This is a genomic window from Nonomuraea sp. NPDC050451 (genome assembly GCF_044458585.1).
Map to the genome: position 1 here is coordinate 105,433 of NZ_JBITHZ010000014.1, position 18,809 is coordinate 124,241.

The 18,809-nt window shown below is 72.3% G+C and carries 18 protein-coding genes; 7 read left to right on the forward strand and 11 right to left on the reverse strand.

All coding sequences use genetic code 11. The features are described 5' to 3' along the window. Window positions 1-107: 107 nt before the first annotated feature. On the forward strand, window positions 108-1,376 hold the full coding sequence (locus ACIBI9_RS35590) for an MFS transporter (protein ID WP_397228647.1): 1,269 nt from the start codon (window positions 108-110) through the stop codon (window positions 1,374-1,376). A gap of 195 nt (window positions 1,377-1,571) precedes the next feature. On the opposite strand, the gene ACIBI9_RS35595 is transcribed toward ACIBI9_RS35590, so the two are convergent. The 6 genes from ACIBI9_RS35595 to ACIBI9_RS35620 form a co-directional block, all read right to left on the reverse strand. Continuing rightward, window positions 1,572-2,207, reverse strand: coding sequence for a LysE family translocator (locus ACIBI9_RS35595; RefSeq protein ID WP_397228649.1), 636 nt, complete (start codon window positions 2,205-2,207; stop codon window positions 1,572-1,574). Then, complete coding sequence (locus ACIBI9_RS35600; protein ID WP_397228651.1) at window positions 2,204-2,740, reverse strand: hypothetical protein; 537 nt, start codon at window positions 2,738-2,740, stop codon at window positions 2,204-2,206. Before ACIBI9_RS35600 ends, ACIBI9_RS35595 begins: the two co-directional genes overlap by 4 nt. A gap of 1 nt (window position 2,741) precedes the next feature. Further along, window positions 2,742-3,092, reverse strand: a complete 351-nt coding sequence (locus ACIBI9_RS35605; protein WP_364841085.1) for a spore germination protein GerW family protein — start codon at window positions 3,090-3,092, stop codon at window positions 2,742-2,744. A gap of 53 nt (window positions 3,093-3,145) precedes the next feature. Beyond that, the gene (gene zwf, locus ACIBI9_RS35610) at window positions 3,146-4,549 is read right to left on the reverse strand and encodes a glucose-6-phosphate dehydrogenase (protein WP_397228653.1); all 1,404 of its coding nucleotides are present in this window, start codon (window positions 4,547-4,549) and stop codon (window positions 3,146-3,148) included. Window position 4,550: 1 nt separating this feature from the next. After that, entirely contained in the window at window positions 4,551-6,182 is a 1,632-nt protein-coding gene (gene pgi, locus ACIBI9_RS35615) for a glucose-6-phosphate isomerase (RefSeq protein WP_397228655.1), read from the reverse strand. A 98-nt stretch (window positions 6,183-6,280) separates the two neighbouring features. Beyond that, on the reverse strand, window positions 6,281-7,987 hold the full coding sequence (locus ACIBI9_RS35620) for an IlvD/Edd family dehydratase (protein ID WP_397228657.1): 1,707 nt from the start codon (window positions 7,985-7,987) through the stop codon (window positions 6,281-6,283). Window positions 7,988-8,048: 61 nt separating this feature from the next. On the opposite strand from ACIBI9_RS35620, the gene ACIBI9_RS35625 reads away from it, so the two are divergent. Next, entirely contained in the window at window positions 8,049-10,352 is a 2,304-nt protein-coding gene (locus ACIBI9_RS35625) for a phosphoketolase (protein ID WP_397228659.1), read from the forward strand. Next, entirely contained in the window at window positions 10,328-11,512 is a 1,185-nt protein-coding gene (locus ACIBI9_RS35630; RefSeq protein WP_397228661.1) for an acetate/propionate family kinase, read from the forward strand. Before ACIBI9_RS35625 ends, ACIBI9_RS35630 begins: the two co-directional genes overlap by 25 nt. Here ACIBI9_RS35630 and ACIBI9_RS35635 read toward each other — a convergent pair. The 4 genes from ACIBI9_RS35635 to ACIBI9_RS35650 form a co-directional block, all read right to left on the reverse strand. Continuing rightward, window positions 11,507-12,505 carry a PAS domain S-box protein gene (locus ACIBI9_RS35635; RefSeq protein WP_397228663.1) on the reverse strand — a complete coding sequence of 333 codons (999 nt, stop codon included), beginning with the start codon at window positions 12,503-12,505 and terminating at the stop codon, window positions 11,507-11,509. The two genes, ACIBI9_RS35630 and ACIBI9_RS35635, sit on opposite strands and share 6 nt — an antisense overlap. Before the next feature lie 80 nt (window positions 12,506-12,585). Continuing rightward, window positions 12,586-12,960, reverse strand: coding sequence for an ATP-binding protein (locus ACIBI9_RS35640; protein ID WP_397228665.1), 375 nt, complete (start codon window positions 12,958-12,960; stop codon window positions 12,586-12,588). Between the two features lie 147 nt (window positions 12,961-13,107). Continuing rightward, complete coding sequence (locus tag ACIBI9_RS35645) at window positions 13,108-13,752, reverse strand: response regulator transcription factor (RefSeq protein WP_397228667.1); 645 nt, start codon at window positions 13,750-13,752, stop codon at window positions 13,108-13,110. Window positions 13,753-13,852: 100 nt separating this feature from the next. Then, window positions 13,853-14,575, reverse strand: coding sequence for a hypothetical protein (locus ACIBI9_RS35650; RefSeq protein ID WP_397228669.1), 723 nt, complete (start codon window positions 14,573-14,575; stop codon window positions 13,853-13,855). Window positions 14,576-15,005: 430 nt separating this feature from the next. Between ACIBI9_RS35650 and ACIBI9_RS35655 the strand changes: the two genes are divergently transcribed. The 3 genes from ACIBI9_RS35655 to ACIBI9_RS35665 all read left to right on the forward strand — a co-directional run bounded on the left by ACIBI9_RS35655 (window position 15,006) and on the right by ACIBI9_RS35665 (window position 17,248). Beyond that, on the forward strand, window positions 15,006-15,569 hold the full coding sequence (locus tag ACIBI9_RS35655) for a hypothetical protein (protein ID WP_397228671.1): 564 nt from the start codon (window positions 15,006-15,008) through the stop codon (window positions 15,567-15,569). Between the two features lie 97 nt (window positions 15,570-15,666). Next, on the forward strand, window positions 15,667-16,257 hold the full coding sequence (locus tag ACIBI9_RS35660; RefSeq protein WP_397228673.1) for a copper resistance protein CopC: 591 nt from the start codon (window positions 15,667-15,669) through the stop codon (window positions 16,255-16,257). Then, the gene (locus ACIBI9_RS35665) at window positions 16,247-17,248 is read left to right on the forward strand and encodes a hypothetical protein (RefSeq protein WP_397228675.1); all 1,002 of its coding nucleotides are present in this window, start codon (window positions 16,247-16,249) and stop codon (window positions 17,246-17,248) included. The genes ACIBI9_RS35660 and ACIBI9_RS35665 overlap by 11 nt, the downstream gene beginning before the upstream one ends. Window positions 17,249-17,252: 4 nt before the next feature. Here ACIBI9_RS35665 and ACIBI9_RS35670 read toward each other — a convergent pair whose 3' ends face one another. Further along, window positions 17,253-17,837 (reverse strand): NADPH-dependent FMN reductase, encoded by a 585-nt coding sequence (locus ACIBI9_RS35670; protein ID WP_397228677.1) that lies wholly within the window; start codon window positions 17,835-17,837, stop codon window positions 17,253-17,255. A 113-nt stretch (window positions 17,838-17,950) separates the two neighbouring features. On the opposite strand from ACIBI9_RS35670, the gene ACIBI9_RS35675 reads away from it, so the two are divergent. Further along, entirely contained in the window at window positions 17,951-18,808 is an 858-nt protein-coding gene (locus tag ACIBI9_RS35675; RefSeq protein WP_397228679.1) for a helix-turn-helix domain-containing protein, read from the forward strand. Window position 18,809: the final 1 nt, after the last annotated feature.

An 18,809-nucleotide genomic window follows, 5' to 3' on the forward strand; every position in this document is an offset into this window, starting at 1 on the left:
TGAATCTTTCGCATAGTGGCTCACCGGCCACTCGTGGAGGCGTCGCGGCGCGGGCAATAATTGCAGGCGCCGCATAAAGGCGGACGCACTGCAATGGAGGTTAAAAAATGCCTGTCGGGCTTCTCGCCCTGGCACTCGGGGGCTTCGGCATCGGGCTCACCGAGTTCGGGATCATCGGCCTGCTACCCCAGGTCGCGGCGGACTTTAGCGTCAGCGAGCCGGTCGCCGGATATCTGGTCTCCGGTTACGCGCTGAGCGTGGCGGCCGGAGCCATCGGGCTGACCGCGGCCATCGCCCGGTTCGACCGCAAGAAGGTGCTGCTGGCGCTCATGGCGCTGTTCATCGCGGGCAACCTGATCTCCGCGATCGCGCCGGCCTACCCGGTGCTGATGGCGGGCCGGGTCGTGGCGGCGCTGTGCCACGGCGCGTTCTTCGGCGTCGGCTCGGTGGTCGCCGCCGACATGGTCGCGCCGAACCGGCGGGCCGGGGCCATCGCGCTGATGTTCGCGGGGCTGACCGCGGCCAACGTGCTCGGGGTCCCGCTGGGCACGCTGCTCGGCCAGCAGTTCGGCTGGCGCTCGACGTTCTGGGCGATCACGGTCATCGGGGTGGTCGCGCTGGCCGGGATCCGGCTGCTGGTGCCGCCGACGGCGGCGCCGTCCGGGACGAGCCTGCGCGGCGAGCTGGCCGCGTTCCGCCGGCCGCAGGTCTGGGTGTCCGCCGCGATCACCGTGCTCGCCTTCGGCGGCATGTTCGGCGCGTTCACCTACATCGCGTTCACGCTCACCGAGGTCAGCGGGTTCGCCACCACCACCGTGCCGTGGCTGCTGGTGCTGTTCGGGGCCGGCACGTTCGCGGGCAACTTCCTCGGCGGCAGGTTCGCCGACCGGGCGCTGAACACGTCGCTGGCCGCGATCCTGGCGCTGCTCACCGTGGTGCTCGCGGTGTTCGCGCTGACCGCGCAGAGCAAGGTCATGACGATCGTCTCGCTGCTGCTGATGGGGGCTGTCGGCCTGGCCACCGCGCCCGGGCTGCAACTGCGGATCATGCGGTACGCCCAGGACGCGCCCACGATGGCCTCCGGGGCCAACATCGCGGCCTTCAACGTCGGCAACGCGCTGGGCGCCTGGCTGAGCGGGCTGGCCCTCGGGGCCGGGTTCGGGTACGTCTCGCCGCTCTGGGTCGGCGCCGCGATCACCCTCGCCGGACTCGCCGTCCTGGCGGCCGGCTCGGTGCTGCCGAATCGCCGGACGCCGCACACCCCGGGCTCGGCACTGCCGGATCACCGGACGCCGGGTGCCACCGGCTCGCCTGATCGGGACGACTCCCCCACCGGATCCGGCACGCCTGCCCGGCCCCAGGTGGCACGGCCATAGACCCGGCGGGCTGGGTGAGATACCGCGGCACCGGGCCCGGGCCGTCGCTCCAGCCGCAGGTGCAGGCGCCACCCCGCGCTGATCGAGGGCGTGGACGCGCGGCCCGTCGCCGTCGTGTCAGCCGGTGCCGGCGGTGGCCGGGGGCGGCTATGGGCGGATGGCGGCGGCCGGTTTAACGCCGAAGGCGACGAGGGGCTACGGGCGGGTGGCGGTGGCCAGCTTGAGGCCGAGGGCGACGAGCGCTGCGCCGGTGAGGCCGTCCACGGCGCGGCGGACGGCCGGCCGGGCGAACACCCTGCGCAGCGTGCCCACCACGTTGGCCACCACCAGGAACCACGCGACCGTCCCCGCCAGCGCGATCACCGACAGCAGCAGGGTCTCCCCCGTCGAGGCCCCCGAGCTGACGAACTGCGGCACCAGGGCCACGAAGAACAGCGCCGCCTTGGGGTTGAGCACGTTGGTCAGCAGCCCCTCCGCGAACGCGGCCCAGGTGCCGCGCCGCGCCGGGTCGGGCAGCTCCAGCTCCAGCTTCCCGCCCGTGCGCAGGGCGGAGCGCAGCGCCTTGGCCCCGAGGTAGAGCAGGTAGGCCGCCCCGACCACCTTCACCACGGTGAAGGCCGTCGCCGAGGCCGCCAGCAGCGCCGCGATGCCGGTGGTGGAGGCCGCCACCCAGACGAACACGCCCACGGCGATGCCCGTCGCGGCCGCCATGCCGTGCAGGCGCCCGGAGACGGCGGAGCGGCGGACCACGACCGCGAAGTCAGGACCGGGCGACATCGCCCCGAGCAGCACGACTCCCCCGAAGGCCACGAACTGCGTCACAGAGGTCATGGCGTCCACCTTACGAGGACCCGCCCCTCGGGGATCAAGGCCGACCGCTCCCACGTCCAGGTCGGCACGGTGATCATCTCGGCGGGGCCGCCGAGGGCGACGGGCGTGTCCAGCAGAACGGAGTGCGGGGTGAGCCGCAGGCCGCCCTCGGGGATGACGACGCTCTCCAGGGGCGTGCGCAGGCTCGGGCCGTCGGGCTCGTCCAGGTCGCTGGGCACCCAGGTGTCCTCACCGGCGAAGGCCGTGAGCGCCAGCGCGCCGCCGGGCGCCGCGCCGGAGTGGCGCAGCGCCCCGGCGGGCAGCCAGCCGTGGTGCCCGGCCGCGTACGTGATGCCGGAGACGGACAGCTCCCCCTCCAGCAGCACGAACTCCTCCCCCGCCAGGTAGTGGCCGTGTTCGGGCCTGGCCCAGCCGGGCGGGAAGCGGACGAGCGAGGACAAGCCGTCCAGCCGGGTCTGGCGGACCGGCAGGTTGGAGCCCGGGATCAGGAAGTCGCGGGTGGGCAGCTCCGCGGCGAGCAGGTCGATCAGCACGTCAACGCCTGCGCCGCCGCTTCTTGAGGATGGAGCGGACGGTCAGTGCCGCCACGATCAGCACGATCTGGCCGCCGAGCACGATGCGGTTGACGTCGACGGCGGGCCGCCAGCTGACATCGCCGTCCTTGAGCACGAACACGCCCGCGGGCGTGGCGCTGAAGCCGAATCCGCCGCCGCTGCCCCCGCCCTCGCCGCTCTCCCCTTTGCCCCGGCCGTCCCCGCCGCCGCCCCCTTGGACGACCCGGGCGACCGGGATGACGACGACGTCGCCCTGCTGGACGGGCTCACCGAAGACGCGCTTGACGGTCGCGGCGTCCTTCGCCTGCTCCACCACCTTCATGATGTCCATCCCACCATCGTCAACCACAGTCCGCCCATCTGGCCACCGGGGTCTCTCCCGCGTCAGTCGAACGTCGTCGAGATCTCGTGCCAGCCGCCCGGCGCGATCTTCGCGGCCGGCTCGGGCCCCCAGGAGCCCCGCTCGTACGGCAGCGGCCGCTCCGGCAGGTCGAGCACCCGCTGGACGATCCGCCACGACTCCTCCACCAGGTCGAACCTGGCGAACCGCCGCGGGTCGCCGCTGACGGCGTCGGCCAGCACGCGCTCGTAGGCGGCCTCCATCGGCCCGAGCACCTTGGTGAAGTCGACGCTGACCGGCACCGGCCTGGTGTGCTGCTTGCCCGGCTCCTTGGCCAGCAGGTCGAAGGTGACCCCCGCGTCCGGCTGCAGCCGGAACCTGATGAGGTTGGGGCTGTGGGGCGCGTCGCCGCCGCGGAACATCGTCACCGGCGGCTTGCGCAGCTCGGCGACGATCTCCAGGTCGGTGGCCGGCAGCCCCTTGCCGGAGCGGATGCACCATGGCACGCCGGCCCAACGCCAGTTGTCGATGTAGGCGCGCAGGGCGACGAAGGTCTCGGTGGTGGAGCCGGGGCGCACGCCGTCGGTGTCGAGGTAGCCAGAGTATTGGCCGCGTACGACGTCGGCGGGGTCGATGGCCTGCACGGCGCGCAGCACCCGCCACTTCTCGTCGAGCTGGGCGCGGGCGTCGGTGGACGGCGGCGGGTCCATGGCGAGGATGGCCAGCAGCTGCAGCAGGTGATTCTGCACCACGTCGCGGACCGTGCCGTTGGCGTCGTAGAAGGCGCCGCGGTCGCGCACGTCGAAGTCCTCGGCCATGGTGATCTGCACGCTGCGGATGTGGCTGCGGTTCCAGATGGGCTCCAGCAGCGTGTTGGCGAACCGGAACACCATGAGGTCCTCGACCGGCTCCTTGGCGAGGAAGTGGTCGACCCGCCGCACGTGGTCCTCGTCGAAGTGCTTGAGCAGCTCCTCGTTGAGCTCGCGGGCCGAGGCGAGGTCGTGGCCGAACGGCTTCTCCACGACGAGTCTGGCGTCGTGGTCGAGCCCGGCCCCGGCCAGCCCCTCGGCGACCGTGGCGAACAGCGACGGCGGCACCGCGAGGTAGTGGACGAGGAAGCCCTTGCCCGCCACCTCCTCGCGGAGCCTGGCGAAGGTCTCGGGGTCGCGGTAGTCGCCCGCGACCAGCCGCAGGTTTCCGGCGAGCTTGTCGAAGGCCGCGTCGTGCACGCCGCCGACGGCCTCGCGGGCGTGCTCGCGCAGCCCGTCGAGGTCGAGGTCGGTCTTGGCCACGCCGATGACGGGCAGGTCGAGCCGGCTGTCGGCGGTCAGGCGGTAGAGGGCGGGCAGGATCATCTTGCGCGCGAGGTCGCCGGTGACGCCGAACAGCACCAGCGCCCCCGCCCGCTCCGCGCCCCGCCTGTGCTCGGTCCCGGACGCGTGGCGCATGTCAGGCACGCCTTCCGCGCAGCTCGCGGTATCTCCGCACGAGCTGTTCGGTGGAGGCGTCGGGGAGCTCGGTGGGCGGCTCCTCGGAGGTGAGCGCGGGCGCCAGGTCGAGCGCCATCTTCTTGCCCAGCTCGACCCCCCACTGGTCGAAGGAGTCGACCCCCCAGATCGTGCCCTCGACGAACACGATGTGCTCGTAGAGCGCGACGAGCTGGCCCAGCGTCGAGGGGGTCAGCTTGGGCGCGAGGATCGTGGAGGTGGGCCGGTTGCCGGGCATCACCTTGTGCGGCACGATCTCCGGCGGCGTGCCCTCGGCGGCGATCTCCTCGGCCGTCTTGCCGAACGCCAGCGCCGAGGTCTGGGCGAGGAGGTTGGCGGTGAGCTGGTCGTGCATGCCCTCGCGGTCCTCGAACGGCTCGGCGAAGCCGATGAAGTCGGCGGGCACGAGCCGGGTGCCCTGGTGGAGGAGCTGGTAGAAGGCGTGCTGCCCGTTGGTGCCCGGCTCGCCCCAGAAGATCTCGCCGGTGGCGGCCGGGACGGGGGTGCCGTCGGCGCGCACGGACTTGCCGTTGGACTCCATCGTGAGCTGCTGCAGGTAGGCGGGGAAGCGGTGCAGCCGCTGGCTGTAGGGCAGCACCGCGCGGGTCTCGGCGCCGAAGAAGTCGGTATACCAGATCCCGAGCAGGCCCATCAGCACCGGCATGTTGGCCTCGAACGGGGCGGTGCGGAAGTGCTCGTCGATGGTGTGGAAGCCGGCCAGCATCTCGCGGAACCGCTCGGGGCCGATCGCGATCATCAGGGAGAGGCCGATGGCGCCGTCGTAGGAGTAGCGGCCGCCGACCCAGTCCCAGAAGCCGAACATGTTGTCGGTGTCGATGCCGAACTCGGCGACCTTGGCGGCGTTGGTGGAGACGGCCACGAAGTGCTTGGACACCGCGTCCTCGCCCAGCGCCTCGACCAGCCAGCGGCGGGCGACGCGGGCGTTGGTGAGCGTCTCGAGGGTGGTGAACGTCTTGGAGCTGACCACGAACAGCGTGGTCGCGGGGTCGAGGCCGGCGAGGTTGCCGGTGATGTCGGCCGGGTCGATGTTGGAGACGAACCTGGCCGCCACGCCCGCGTCGGCGTAGTCGCGCAGCGCCTCGTAGGCCATGGCGGGGCCGAGGTCGGAGCCGCCGATGCCGATGTTGACCACGGTCTCGATCGGCTTGCCGGTGGCGCCCTTCCACTCCTTGGACCTGACCCGGTCGGCGAAGGCGCCCATCTTCTCGAGCACGGCGTGCACGTCGGCGACCACGTCCTGCCCGTCCACGACCAGCTCGGCGGCACGCGGCAGGCGGAGCGCGACGTGCAGGACGGCGCGGTCCTCGCTGACGTTGATGTGCTCGCCGCCGAACATCGCGGCGATCCGCTCGCGCAGCCCCGCCCGCTCGGCCAGGGCCACCAGCAGGTCGATCGTCTCGCCGGTGGCGCGCTGCTTGGCGTAGTCGAGGAAGAGGTCGCCGGCGGTCACGGTCATGCGCCCGGCGCGGCCCGGGTCCTCCGCGAACAGCTCCCGCAGCTGCCTGCCCGCCAGCTCCTCATGGTGCTTGCCGAGAGCCGCCCACTCCTGGCTCTGGGTGATGTCGCCGTTCACGCTTCCTCCTCGTGTCGCCAAACCGGATCACCATCGTGCCGTAACCCATTACCCACCGAGATTGATTCCGCGCATGGCGGAGCGGAGTCTTTAAAGCCTCAGTGGGATTCGCGACCCACGTGGTCGCCGCTGGAGCCGATGAGGAAGTCGAGGTCGGCGCCGCGGTCGGCCTGGGTCACGTGCTCGACGTAGAGGCGCTCCCAGCCGCGTACGGGCCGGGCGTGCCCGATCTTCACGGGCTCCCTGGCGGCCAGCTCGGCGTCGGGGATGTCCACGTCGAGCCGCCGGGCGGCCACGTCGAGCACGATCGGGTCGCCGGTGCGCACCTTCGCCAGCGGGCCGCCGGCCGCCGCCTCGGGCGCGGTGTGCAGGACGACCGTGCCGTACGCGGTGCCGCTCATGCGGGCGTCGCTGATGCGCACCATGTCGCGCACGCCCTTCTCCAGCAGCTTGGCGGGCAGCGGCAGGTTGCCCACCTCGGGCATGCCGGGGTAGCCCTTGGGGCCGCAGCCGCGCAGCACGAGCACCGAGGTCTCGTCGATGTCGAGGTCGGGCGAGTCGAGGCGGGCGTACACGTCCTCGATGCTGTCGAAGACGACGGCCCGGCCGCGGTGGCGCAGCAGCTCGGGCGAGGCGGCGGCGGGCTTGATCACCGCGCCGCCGGGGGCGAGGTTGCCGCGCAGGACGGCGATGCCGGCGTCGGGCAGCAGCGGGTCGGAGCGGCGCCTGATGACGCTCTCGTCCCAGATCTGCGCCCCGGCGAGGTGCTCGACGAGCGGGCGGCCGGTGACGGTGATCGCCTCCGGGTCGAGCAGGTCCTCGACCTCCTTGAGCACGGCCGCGAGGCCGCCCGCCCTGAACAGGTCGTCCATCAGATGGCGCCCGGCGGGCTGGAGGTCCACGAGCAGCGGCACCCCGGCGCCGGTGCGGTCGAAGTCGTCCAGGGAGAGGTCCACGCCGAGCCGGCCCGCGACGGCCAGCAGGTGGACGACGGCGTTGGTGGAGCCGCCGACGGCGGCCAGGGTCACGATGGCGTTGAGGAACGAGCCCTTGGTCATGACCTGGCTGGGGCGGCGGCCCTGCAGGACGAGGTCCACGGCCAGGCGGCCGGTCTCGTGGGAGCGTTCGAGCAGGCGGCTGTCGGGGGCGGGGGTGCCCGCGGTGCCGGGGAGCGTCATCCCGAGGGCCTCGGCCATGCAGGCCATGGTGGAGGCGGTGCCCATCGTGTTGCAGTGGCCGCGGCTGCGGATCATGGACGACTCGGACTGCAGGAACGCCTCGCGCGACAGCGTGCCCGCGCGTACCTCCTCGCTCAGGCGCCACACGTCGGTGCCGCAGCCGAGCGGCGCGCCGCGGAAGTGCCCCGTCAGCATGGGGCCGCCGGGCATCACGACGGCGGGCAGGTCCACGGAGGAGGCGGCCATGAGCAGCGACGGGATGGTCTTGTCGCACCCGCCGAGCAGCACCACTCCGTCGATGGGGTTGGCGCGCAGCATCTCCTCGGTGGCCATGGCGGCCAGGTTGCGCCAGAGCATGGCGGTCGGGCGCACGTTCGTCTCGCCCAGGGAGACGACCGGCAGGTTGAGCGGCACGCCGCCGGCCTCCCAGACGCCGTTGGCGACGCTGTCGGCGACCTCGTTCAGATGGGAGTTGCAGGGGGTGAGGTCGGAGGCGGTGTTGGCGATCGCGATGTGCGGCTTGCCGCCCTCGAACGCCTCGCGCGGCAGGCCACGCCGCATCCACGCCCGATGGATGTAGGAGTTGCGGTCGTTCCCCGAGTACCAGCGCGAACTCCTGAATGCCATGTTCGGCACCTTATCCGGCGTTTGGGGGATTCAGCACGTTCTGTGGAGGAAGCAGCAGAGGATGGACCATATCGACGCGTACTGGCGGGCGGCGAACTACCTGTCCGTCGGGCAGATCTACCTGCTGGACAATCCGCTGCTGAGCGAGCCGCTGCGGCCCGAGCACGTCAAGCCGCGCCTGCTCGGCCACTGGGGCACCACGCCGGGGCTCACCTTCTGCTTCGCCCACCTCAACCGGGTGATCAGGGAGCGGGACCAGGACATGATCTACATCGCCGGTCCCGGGCACGGCGGCCCCGCCGCGGTGACGCACGCGTGGCTGGAGGGCACCTACTCGGAGCGCTATCCGGAGGTCTCGCAGGACGTGGAGGGCATGCGGCGGCTGTTCCGCCAGTTCTCCTTCCCCGGCGGGATCCCGAGCCATGTGGCGCCCGAGACGCCGGGGTCGATCCACGAGGGCGGGGAGCTGGGATATTCGCTCGCGCACGCGTACGGGGCCGCGTTCGACAACCCGGACCTGGTCGTGGCCTGCGTCATCGGCGACGGCGAGGCCGAGACGGGCCCGCTCGCGGCGAGCTGGCACTCCAACAAGTTCGCCGACCGCGACCGCGACGGCATCGTGCTGCCCATCCTGCACCTGAACGGCTACAAGATCGCCAACCCCACCGTGCTCGCCCGCATTCCGGAAACCCAGCTGCTCCAGCTCATGGAGGGCTACGGCTACCGCCCGCACCTGGTGGGGCCGGACCACGAGGACATGGCACGCACGCTGGACACCGCGTTCGACCAGATGGAGGCGTACAAGCAGGGCAGGGCCGACCGGCTGCCGATGATCGTCCTGCGGACGCCGAAGGGCTGGACGGGGCCGCGGGAGGTCGACGGGCTGCCGGTGGAGGGCACGTGGCGGGCGCACCAGGTGCCGCTGCCCAACGTCCGCGAGAACGCCTCCCACCTGGCCATGCTGGAGCAGTGGATGCGCTCGTACCGGCCGGAGGAGCTGTTCGACTCCGGCGGCAGGCCCGTGCGGGAGGTCCTGGAGACCGTGCCGCGCGGCACGCGCCGGATGAGCGCCAACCCGCACACCAACGGCGGGGAGCTGCTGGAGCCGCTGCGGCTGCCGGACTTCCGCCGGCTCGCGGTAGAGGTCAAGTCGCCCGCCGCGCAACCGAGCGAGCCGACGCGGGTGCTGGGCGGGTTCCTGCGCGACGTGATCATCGCCAACCCGCGGACGTTCCGGCTGATGGGGCCGGACGAGACCGCCTCCAACCGGCTGTCGGCGGTGTTCGAGGCCACCGACCGGGCGTGGAACGCCGAGGTGCTGCCGACGGACGAGCACCTGGCCCCCGGCGGCCGGGTGATGGAGGTGCTGAGCGAGCACCTGTGCCAGGGCTGGCTGGAGGGCTACCTGCTGACCGGCAGGCACGGGCTGTTCAACTGCTACGAGGCGTTCATCCACATCATCGACGCCATGTTCAACCAGCACGCGAAATGGCTGGAGTCATCGCAGAAGATCCCCTGGCGGCGGCCGGTCGCCTCGCTCAACTACCTGCTGTCCTCGCACGTGTGGCGCCAGGACCACAACGGCTTCAGCCACCAGGACCCGGGCTTCCTCGACGTGGTGATCAACAAGAAGGCGTCCGTGGTGCGGGTCTACCTGCCGCCGGACGCCAACACGCTGCTGTCGGTCGCCGACCACTGCCTGCGCTCGCGCGACTACGTCAACGTGATCGTGGCGGGCAAGCAGCCGGTGCTGGACCTGTTCACGATGGAGGAGGCCGTCGCGCACTGCACACGCGGCCTGGGCATCCTGCCCTGGGCCTCCACCGACGAGGGCGCCGAGCCGGACGTGGTGCTGGCCTGCGCGGGCGACGTGCCCACCCAGGAGACGCTCGCCGCCGCCGCGATCCTGCGCGAGCACCTGCCCGCGCTGCGGGTACGGGTCGTCAACGTGGTCGACCTCATGCGCCTCCAGCCGCCCTCGGAGCATCCGCACGGCATGTCGGACGCCGAGTTCGACACCCTCTTCACCGCCGACAGGCCGGTCATCTTCAACTTCCACGGCTACCCGTCGCTGATCCACCAGCTCACCTACCGCCGCCACGGCCACGCCGGCATCCACGTGCGCGGCTACAAGGAGGAGGGCACCACGACGACGCCGTTCGACATGGCCATGATGAACGACATCGACCGCTTCCACCTGGTCATGGACGTCATCGACCGGGTGCCGGGGCTCGGCACCACGGCGGCGCACCTGCGCCAGCGCATGAGCGACGAGCGGCTGCGGGCCCGCGCGTACACGCGCGAGCACGGCGAGGACACCCCCGAGATCAGGTCGTGGACGTGGCCGGGCGCATCCTCGTACTGAACACGGGCTCGTCGTCCATCAAGTACGAGCTCGTCGACGTCCGCACCCGCGAGCGCCCGGCCAGGGGGCTGGTGGAGCGCATCGGCGAGGAGGGCGGGCGGCTGACGCACCACGCCGGGGAGCGGCCGCCGTACGTGTCGGAAGGGCCGTTCCCCGGGCACGACGCGGGGCTGGCCGCGGTCATGAAGGCGTTCGGGGCGGCGGGGCCGGAGCTGGACCCGGTCGCGGTCGGGCACCGCGTCGTGCACGGCGGGACCCGCTTCACCGAGGCGGTGCTCGTCGACGACGACGTGATCGGCGCGATCGAGGAGCTGGCGCCGCTCGCGCCGCTGCACAATCCGGTCAACCTCGCCGGGATCCGGGTGGCGCGCGGCGCCTTCCCCGGGGTGCCGCAGGTGGCGGTGTTCGACACCGCGTTCCAGCTGGCGCTGCCGCCCGAGGCGTACACGTACGCGGTGCCGCGCGACTGGCGCGAGCGGCTCGGCGTGCGGCGCTTCGGCTTCCACGGCACCTCCTGCGCGTACGTCTCCCGCCGCGCCGCCGCATTCCTCGGCCGCGATCCCGCCGAGCTCAACCTCGTCGTGCTGCACCTGGGCAACGGCGCCAGCGCGACCGCGATCTCCGGCGGGCGCAGCGTCGACACCTCCATGGGCCTGACACCCCTGGAGGGGCTGGTCATGGGCACCCGCTCTGGCGACGTCGACCCCGCGCTCGCCGGCTACCTGGCGCGTGTGAACGGGATGGACGCGCGGCAGGTGGAGAGCGGGCTCGACCGCCACAGCGGCCTGCTGGCGCTCGCCGGGACGGGCGACATGCGCGAGGTGCGCGCCCGCGACGACGCCGAGGCCCGGCTGGCCCTGGCGGTCTACACGCGGCGCATCCGCAAGTACGTCGGCGCCTACTACGCGCTGCTCGGGCGGGTGGACGCGATCGTGTTCACGGGCGGGGTCGGGGAGCACGACGCGGCCACCCGCGCCGAGTCCCTGGCCGGGCTGGACCGGCTCGGCGTCGCCGTGGACCCCGCGCTCAACCAGGCCGGGTCGGCGGAGGAGCGGGCCGTCTCGCCGCCGGGCGCGGAGGTGGCCGTGCTCGTCATCCCGACGGACGAGGAGTGGGAGATCGCCCGCCAGACCCTCGCGCTGATCACTCGGGGGTCATGACGGGTGGCGCGCGACGGCCGGCACCCAGAAGTCCACCGTCGTGCCCGCGCCGGGCGCGCCGCGGATGCTCCACCAGCCGCCGGCCGTCTCGGCCCGCTCGCGCATCTCGATCAGCCCGAAGTGGCCGTCCTGGCCGCCCCGGCCGGTGATCCCGATCCCGTCGTCGCGCACGCGGACGTGGACGCCGCCGTCGAGCGAGACCAGCTCCACGGCCACGGCGACGGCCCCGGCGTGCCTGCGGACGTTCGTGAGGGCCTCCTGGCAGATGCGGAAGACGGTGATCGCCGTCTCGGTGGGCGGCTCGCCGTCCAGCCGGTTCACCAGCTCGTACGCCACCCCCGCCATCTCCCGCTCCAGGTAGGACGCGAGCCCCTCCGCCAGCCCGTCACCGGGCAGGCGTAACCGGAAGGCCAGGTCGCGCAGGCGCCCCACGGCGGCCTCGACGGCGTCGCCGAGCGCGCGGACGCCGGCCGCCTGCTCCTCGGGCAGGCCCTCCTCCAGCACCCGCAGCCGCATCCCGACGGCGACCATGGACTGGATGGTGTCGTCGTGCACGTCGGAGGCGATGCGCCGGCGCTCCCGCTCCTGGGCATGGACCAGATGGGCGAGCAGCAGGCCGCGCTCGTCCAGCGCCCTGGTCATGCTGCGCCGCTCGGTCAGGTCACGCGTCACCTTGCCGAACCCGCGCAGCTCGCCGCGCCCGTCGCGCAGGGCGGTGATGACCACGCTGGCCCAGAACCTGGTGCCGTCCTTGCGGACCCGCCACCCCTCCTCCTCCCAGCGGCCGTCGGCGGCGGCCGACTCCAACCCCGCGAACGGCTTGCCGGCCGCGACGTCCTCGGGCGGGTAGAAGACGGAGAAGTGGGTGCCGATGATCTCCTCGGCCGTGTATCCCTTGATGCGCTGGGCTCCGGCGTTCCAGCTCACGATCCTGCCGCGGGGGTCGAGCATGAAGATGGCGTAATCGCGGATGCTCTGGACGAGTAGCTCCATATCCGCTTGTGGAAGGTTATCCACGGCCATACTGAAGCTTTTCACGACGTGGCCCGAGGACCCAAACCTGCCCGCCAGGTTCAGCTGTCGTAAGCGCGGGCCTGGAGCGGGGCGAGGCGGGGGGCCAGCTCGCACCACACCACTTTTCCGCCCGTCTCGCCGTCGACGGGCGTGGTCCCCCAGTCGATGGACAGGAGCCGGACGACGTGCAGCCCCCAGCCGTTCGACGGACCGGGTTCGCGCGGCTCGGGCAGCAGCTCTCCGGCGTCGCTCACCTCGACCCGCACCCGCCTGGCGCTGCCCCGCATCCTCAGGCACGGCGGGCCGTCGCCGTGCACGAGCGCGTTGGTCACCAGCTCGGACACCACGAGCAGGACGTCCTCGTGGTGGCCCTGGTAGCCGCACTCGGCCAGGGCCCGGCGGACGATCCGGCGCGCCGCCGTGATGCTGCCCATCTCCTTCGGCAGAGGCGTGTCAACCTGGTACTGACCGGTCTTCTCGCTGACCACCCCTCTACTCTCGGGGAGCCACTATCCGATCACGAGACGCATCCGCGCCAGGCCGCCTGGTACACCTGTGGGACGCGAGATGGTGCAAATGCGTCAGTCGAGCAGCCCTTCCCTGCGGGCGAGCGCGACCGCCTCCAGCTTGGTCCTGGCGCCCAGCTTCTCCAGCACGTGCTGCACGTGGTTGCGCGCCGTGTTGCGGGCCACGCCGAGCCGTTCGCCGATCTCGCGCGCGCCCATGCCCTCGGCCAGGAGCAGCAGCGTCTCCCGCTCGCGAGCCGTCAGCGCGGACCCCACGCGTCCCGCGCGCCCGGTCAGCCGGTCGAGCACCCCGGGCAGCAGCCCGGGCGCGAACACCACCCCGCCGGCCGCCACCTCCCGCACCGCCGACTCCAGTTCGCCCAGCCGGGACGACTTCACCACCAGCCCTGCGCCACCGGCCGCCACCGCCCGGGCCGCCACGGAAACGGTCGCCTCGCCGGTCAGCACCAGCACCCGCACCTTGGGCGCCGCCGCCACCATCCTGCCGATGGCCGCGATCCCGTCGCCGTCGGGCAGCCGCCGGTCGAGCACGACGACGTCCGGCTGGAACCTGCCGGTCTCGGCGACCGCCCCGGCGACGCTGCCGGTCTGGGCCACAACCTCGATGTCGGGCACCCGCGCCAGCGCCAGCCCGATGGCCTCGGCGACCATGGCGTGATCCTCCACGAGAACCACCCGGATCGACGGGGAAGTCGCCATGTCTTCCGCTGCCTCTGTCCGCGGTTTCCGCACCCGCACGGGGCGCACGCCGGCCAAGTGTCCCACGGCCCGCGCGTCCATGGCCAACGGCGCCGTAAGCTCACGGCTTCCAGGGCAGGCGGCGGTGCTTGAAGGTCGGATGCTTGGTCTCCCAGTAGCGCCAGCCCTCGACCCTGGCGGGGATGTTGGCGAATCCTCTGGCGACCCTGACGTCGCGACACGAGCCCATCACCTGCCAGGCCGACCAGCCGACTCGGTAGCCGAAGACGCGGTACCACAGATGGCCGTACATGCCCTTGGTGATCTCCTGGCTGTATTCGTGGCCGGTGAAGACCATGTGGCGCTCTTCGAGGTGCGGCAGCCCCATCCTGCGGATCTCGCGCACCACTTCCTGGGTGGTGATCGGTTCCACGCGGGTGAGCGGTTCATTCGTGGAGACGGCCTTCCGCCTCTCGTTCTCGGTCTCCAGGAACGCGCGGACCTCGTGCTCCCGGGTGACCGACGCCGTGACCGTGCCGCCGGGCCCGTCGACGTAGTTGGTGCGGGGCAGGAAGAAGTTCCGCGGAGAGAGCGTGTGCACCTTGAAGAAGAGGTGCGGGCTGCATCGGTCACCGTGGATGAGGGGGAAGTGGCGGTGGCGGTGGCGGCGGCGACGACGGTCGTCGGTGTCGGCGGTGTCCGCGGCGGCGGCGGTGTCCGCGGGGGCGGTGTCCGCGGTGTCCGCCGTGTCCGCCGTGCGGTCGGCGCGGTCGGTGTCGTCGTCGTCCGCTCTCGCCGCCGGCACCAGGGCGGCGACCAGGACCATCGAAAGTGAGCCGCTCATCGCCCATCTCATCGCGTGACGTGCCTTGGTCCGGGCGGAATTGGCTGGGGCATTTGTCCGTGAATTGGGAGTGGACATGTACCGTACCTTTCGGGATGCGTCAGGCCGGGTTCCGGCCTGTGCCGCCCGCCGAGCGGGCCGACAAGATCGGTACGATGGTTACAGTTGTGGCGAGGCGCTCTTCAACGCCACGCCGCAGGCGAATATCCCATGCTGGGAAAGCGCCGGTGAAAAAGTGTCAATATCAGATCGTCCCTTTCACAAACCCACATCGCGGCCTTCCGGCGTCGCCGGGTCTGTGTCCGGAGAGCCGGACAAGGGCCTGACGACCTGCAACGACGCCGATCGCGGGGTCGCCCGTACGGGCCAGGGCGGTCATTTCCGAGGGAAATCTGAGACTTTCTCCCGACCTTCCAGGAGAATATCGGCTGTGTCCTCCGCGTCGTCAGTGCTGCGGCTTGTGCGGGCCGTCGTGTTCGCGACGGTCTGCGGCGCGGTGTCGGCGGGCGGGCACGCGCTGGCGGGCGGCGGTCTCGTGCCGTTCGAGGTCTATCTGGCCGGCGTGCTGGCGGCGCTCGGGCTGGCGTACCTGATCGACGGGCGCGAGCGCGGCCCCGCGGCGGTGCTGGTGGCGACCGTGAGCACCCAGATGCTGCTGCACCAGCTCTTCGAGCGGCTCACGCCCGCCGCCGACGCAGGTCCGGCGCACGGGCATCCCGCGCCCGGCATGGCGCTGGTCCATCTCACGATGGCGGGACTGACGGCCTGGTGGCTGCACCGGGGCGAGCGCGCGCTGTGGCTCATGATCCGCCTGTACGGCGCGCCGCGGCCGATCGTCCCGCTGCCCGCCGCCGTCCCGGCCACCACAGACGACAGGGCCGCCCGGCCCTCGTGGCGGCCGGCCACCCCGTACCTGACCGCGTACGCGGGAAGGACCGTCTCCGGCGCGATCCTCAGGCGAGGCCCACCCTGCGGGCCGAGGCACTTCGGCTGAAGCACAAGTCCCTTGGCGCGCCCGGCGGGGCGCGAACCCTTGCCTGTGTCCGGACGGCGCCACGCGCGAGTCCGGAAGATCGTTCTGGAGACTCATCATGGCGTTCCTGCCACGACACATCATCGGGGCGGCACTCGCGTGCGCCCTCATCCTGATATTTCCGGCTTCGCCGGCGTTCGCGCATGACGCGCTCAAGAGCAGCTCGCCCGCGAAGAACTCCCAGATCGACTCGGTCGACGAGATCGAGCTCGAATACAGCGCGAGCGTGAAGTTCCCGTTCGTCGTGCTGCACGACGCGGCGGGCAAGGAGGTCCCGCTCGGCAAGCCGGTGCTCGACGGGCCGAAGGTGCTCACCGACGTCCCGCGACCGCTCCCGCCGGGCCCGTACATCATCGCCTGGCGTGTCGTTTCGTCCGACGGGCATCCCATTGAGGGCGAAATCCCGTTCAGCGTGAAAGGATCACCTTCTTCATCGGCTTCGCCCCCGTCCATCGGCGGGGGGCCGACGGCGAGCACGCCGCCCCAGGCGGTCGGGTCCGCCGCGGCGGCCGGCGAGCGCCCCGAGGCATCGGCGGGGGTTCCCGGCTGGATCTGGGGCGGGCTGGTGGTGCTTGTCGTGCTGGGCGCGTTCGTTCTGATCCGGACCGCGCGCCGCGGCCCAGATCGGGAGGAAGTGGATGCGGATTGAGGAAGCCAGACAGATCGCTCGGCAGTGGGTGCTGGAGGAAGGCGCCGCGCTGCCGGGCTTCGACGGGGCCTTCCTGACCGGGTCGGCCCTGTGGGCCGACCCGGCCGCCGAGCTGGCCGCGACCTCTGACGTGGACGTCATGGTGATCGCGGACCAGCCCGCCCGCCTGGGCAAGTTCGCCTACCGCGGGGTCCTGCTGGAGGTCTCCTCCGTCTCCGAGCTGGGCTCCACGCACGAGGTGCTGAGCGACTACCACCTGGCCGGCAGCTTCCACCTCCCGTGCGTGCTGGCCGACCCGTCCGGGCGGCTGACCGAGATCCAGCGGGTGGTCTCGCGCGACTTCGCCGAGCGGCCGTGGATCCTGGCCCGGTGCACCAACGCCATGGACCGGGTGCGCGGGTTCATCAACGGCATCGACGAGCGGGCGCCCCTTCCCGACCAGGTCAACTCGTGGCTGTTCGGCACCGGGGTGACCACCCACGTGCTGCTGGTGGCGGCGCTGCGCAACCCCACGATCCGGCGCCGCTACGTGGCCGTGCGCGAGCTGCTCGCCGAACACGGGCGGCTGGACTTCCACGAGAGCCTGCTCGAACTGCTGGGCGCGGCGCACCTGAGCCCGGCCCGGGTCGAGCGGCACCTGGCCGTGCTGGAGAAGGTGTTCGACGCCGCGGCGGCCTTCCGCGTCCCCTCCTACCCGTTCGACTCGGACATCACCCCGCTGGCGCGGCCCATCGCCATCGACGGCACCCGCGAGCTCATCCGGAGCGGCCTGCACCGGGAGGCGGTCTTCTGGCTGGTGGCCACCTACGCGCGCTGCCTGGCCAAGCGGGCCGCGGCGGGCGAGCAGGCGGGCGAGCAGGGGTACGAGGACGGCTTCCGCGAGCTGCTGGCCGACCTGGGGGCCGAGACGCGCCGGGACCGGCGCCGCAAGGGAGATCTGGTCCTGGCGGCGCTGCCCGGCGTGTGGCAGACCGCGATGGCCCTCTGCTAGCGCCTCACGCCACGTAGGGGGTGGTCCGGCGGGCGTCCCGCAGCACCCTGCTCCACCAGCCGAGCTGATCGAGCAGCGCCTTGGCGGCGATGTCGGGCCCCTCGGGGTCCAGCAGCTCGCCGTCGGGGCCGAACCGGCTCCAGTGCTGGTCGAAGCTGATCGTGTTGCGGATCGTCACGGCGTGCACCTCGGCGAAGACCGGCCGCAGGTGCTCGGCCGCCCGCACCCCGCCGCCGTACCCGCCGTAGGAGACGAGCGCGACCGGCTTGGCCATCCACGCCGCGAGGTGCCAGTCGATGGCGCTCTTGAGCGAGGCCGGGAAACTGTGGTTGTACTCCGGCGTCACCACCGCGAACGCGTCCGCCGCCGCCAGCCGCCCGGCCAGCCGCCTGAGCTCCGCCGGGCGGGACTCCACGTCGACCAGTTCCTCGGGCGTCGCGGGCATCACCGCGGGCAGCGGCGTCTCCGCCAGGTCGATCACGTCGAGGTCGAACAGCCCGTGCGTGCGCGCCCGCTCCGTGAGCCACCCCGAAATCCTGGGGCCGAACCGCCCTTCGCGAACGCTGCCGGTGATCACTGCCAATGTCATGTTCTCCATGCGTCACAGGCTCGTGGACGCCGGGCGATCGAGGGAGACCGGCGTGAGACTGGCCCTCGCGGGGCCACGATACGGGCCGGGCGCCGGGCCTACACTCGGGACCTGTGGGTGACAACGAACTGGGGGCCTTCCTGCGCTCCCGCCGCGAGGCCGTCAAGCCGGAGGACGTCGGGCTGCCCGGCGGCCCGCGGCGGCGCACGCCGGGCCTGCGCAGGTCCGAGCTGGCCACCCTGGCGGGCGTGAGCGTCGAATACCTGACCAGGCTGGAGCAGGGCCGCGACCGCAACCCGTCCACGCAGGTGATCATCACGCTGGCCGAGGCGCTGCGGCTGACTCCCGAGGAGCGCGTCCACCTGCGCCAGCTGGCCAAGGTGGCCAGCGGCGACGTGCTGCTGTGCCCGGCCGCGGGCGAGGCACCGGCCCGCACGGTGCGCCCGACGGTGCGAGCGGTGCTCGACCGGCTGGAGCCCGCGCCCGCGGTGCTGCTCAACCGGGTGGGCGAGGTGCTCGCCCGCACCACGGGGTTCGAGCGGCTGTACGGCCCGGTCGGGCTGCTCGACGGCGATCCGCCCAACATGGTCAGGTACGTGTTCGCCGACCCGCGGGCCAGGGCCGCCTACCCCGACTGGGACCGCGTGGCCGACGAGCACGCGACCGTGCTCAAGCTGGCGGCAGCCAGGGCCGACCCGTTCGCGGAGGAGCTGGTCGCGGAGCTGTCGTTCGCGGCGGGCGAGTCGTTCAGCGGGCGGCCCGCCCGGCCGGCCGCCCCGCCGCTGCCGGCTCCCGTGGAGCGGCTGGCGCATCCGCTGGCCGGGGAGCTGCGGCTCAAGCGCGAGCAGCTCGAGCTCTCCTACGACGACCAGCGGCTGATCGTCTACCTGCCGGCCGACGCCGCCACCTCGGCCGCGCTCGACCGCCTGACCGGCCGCCTCCCGGGCGCCCTGCGGGCCGTGAGCGGCTGAC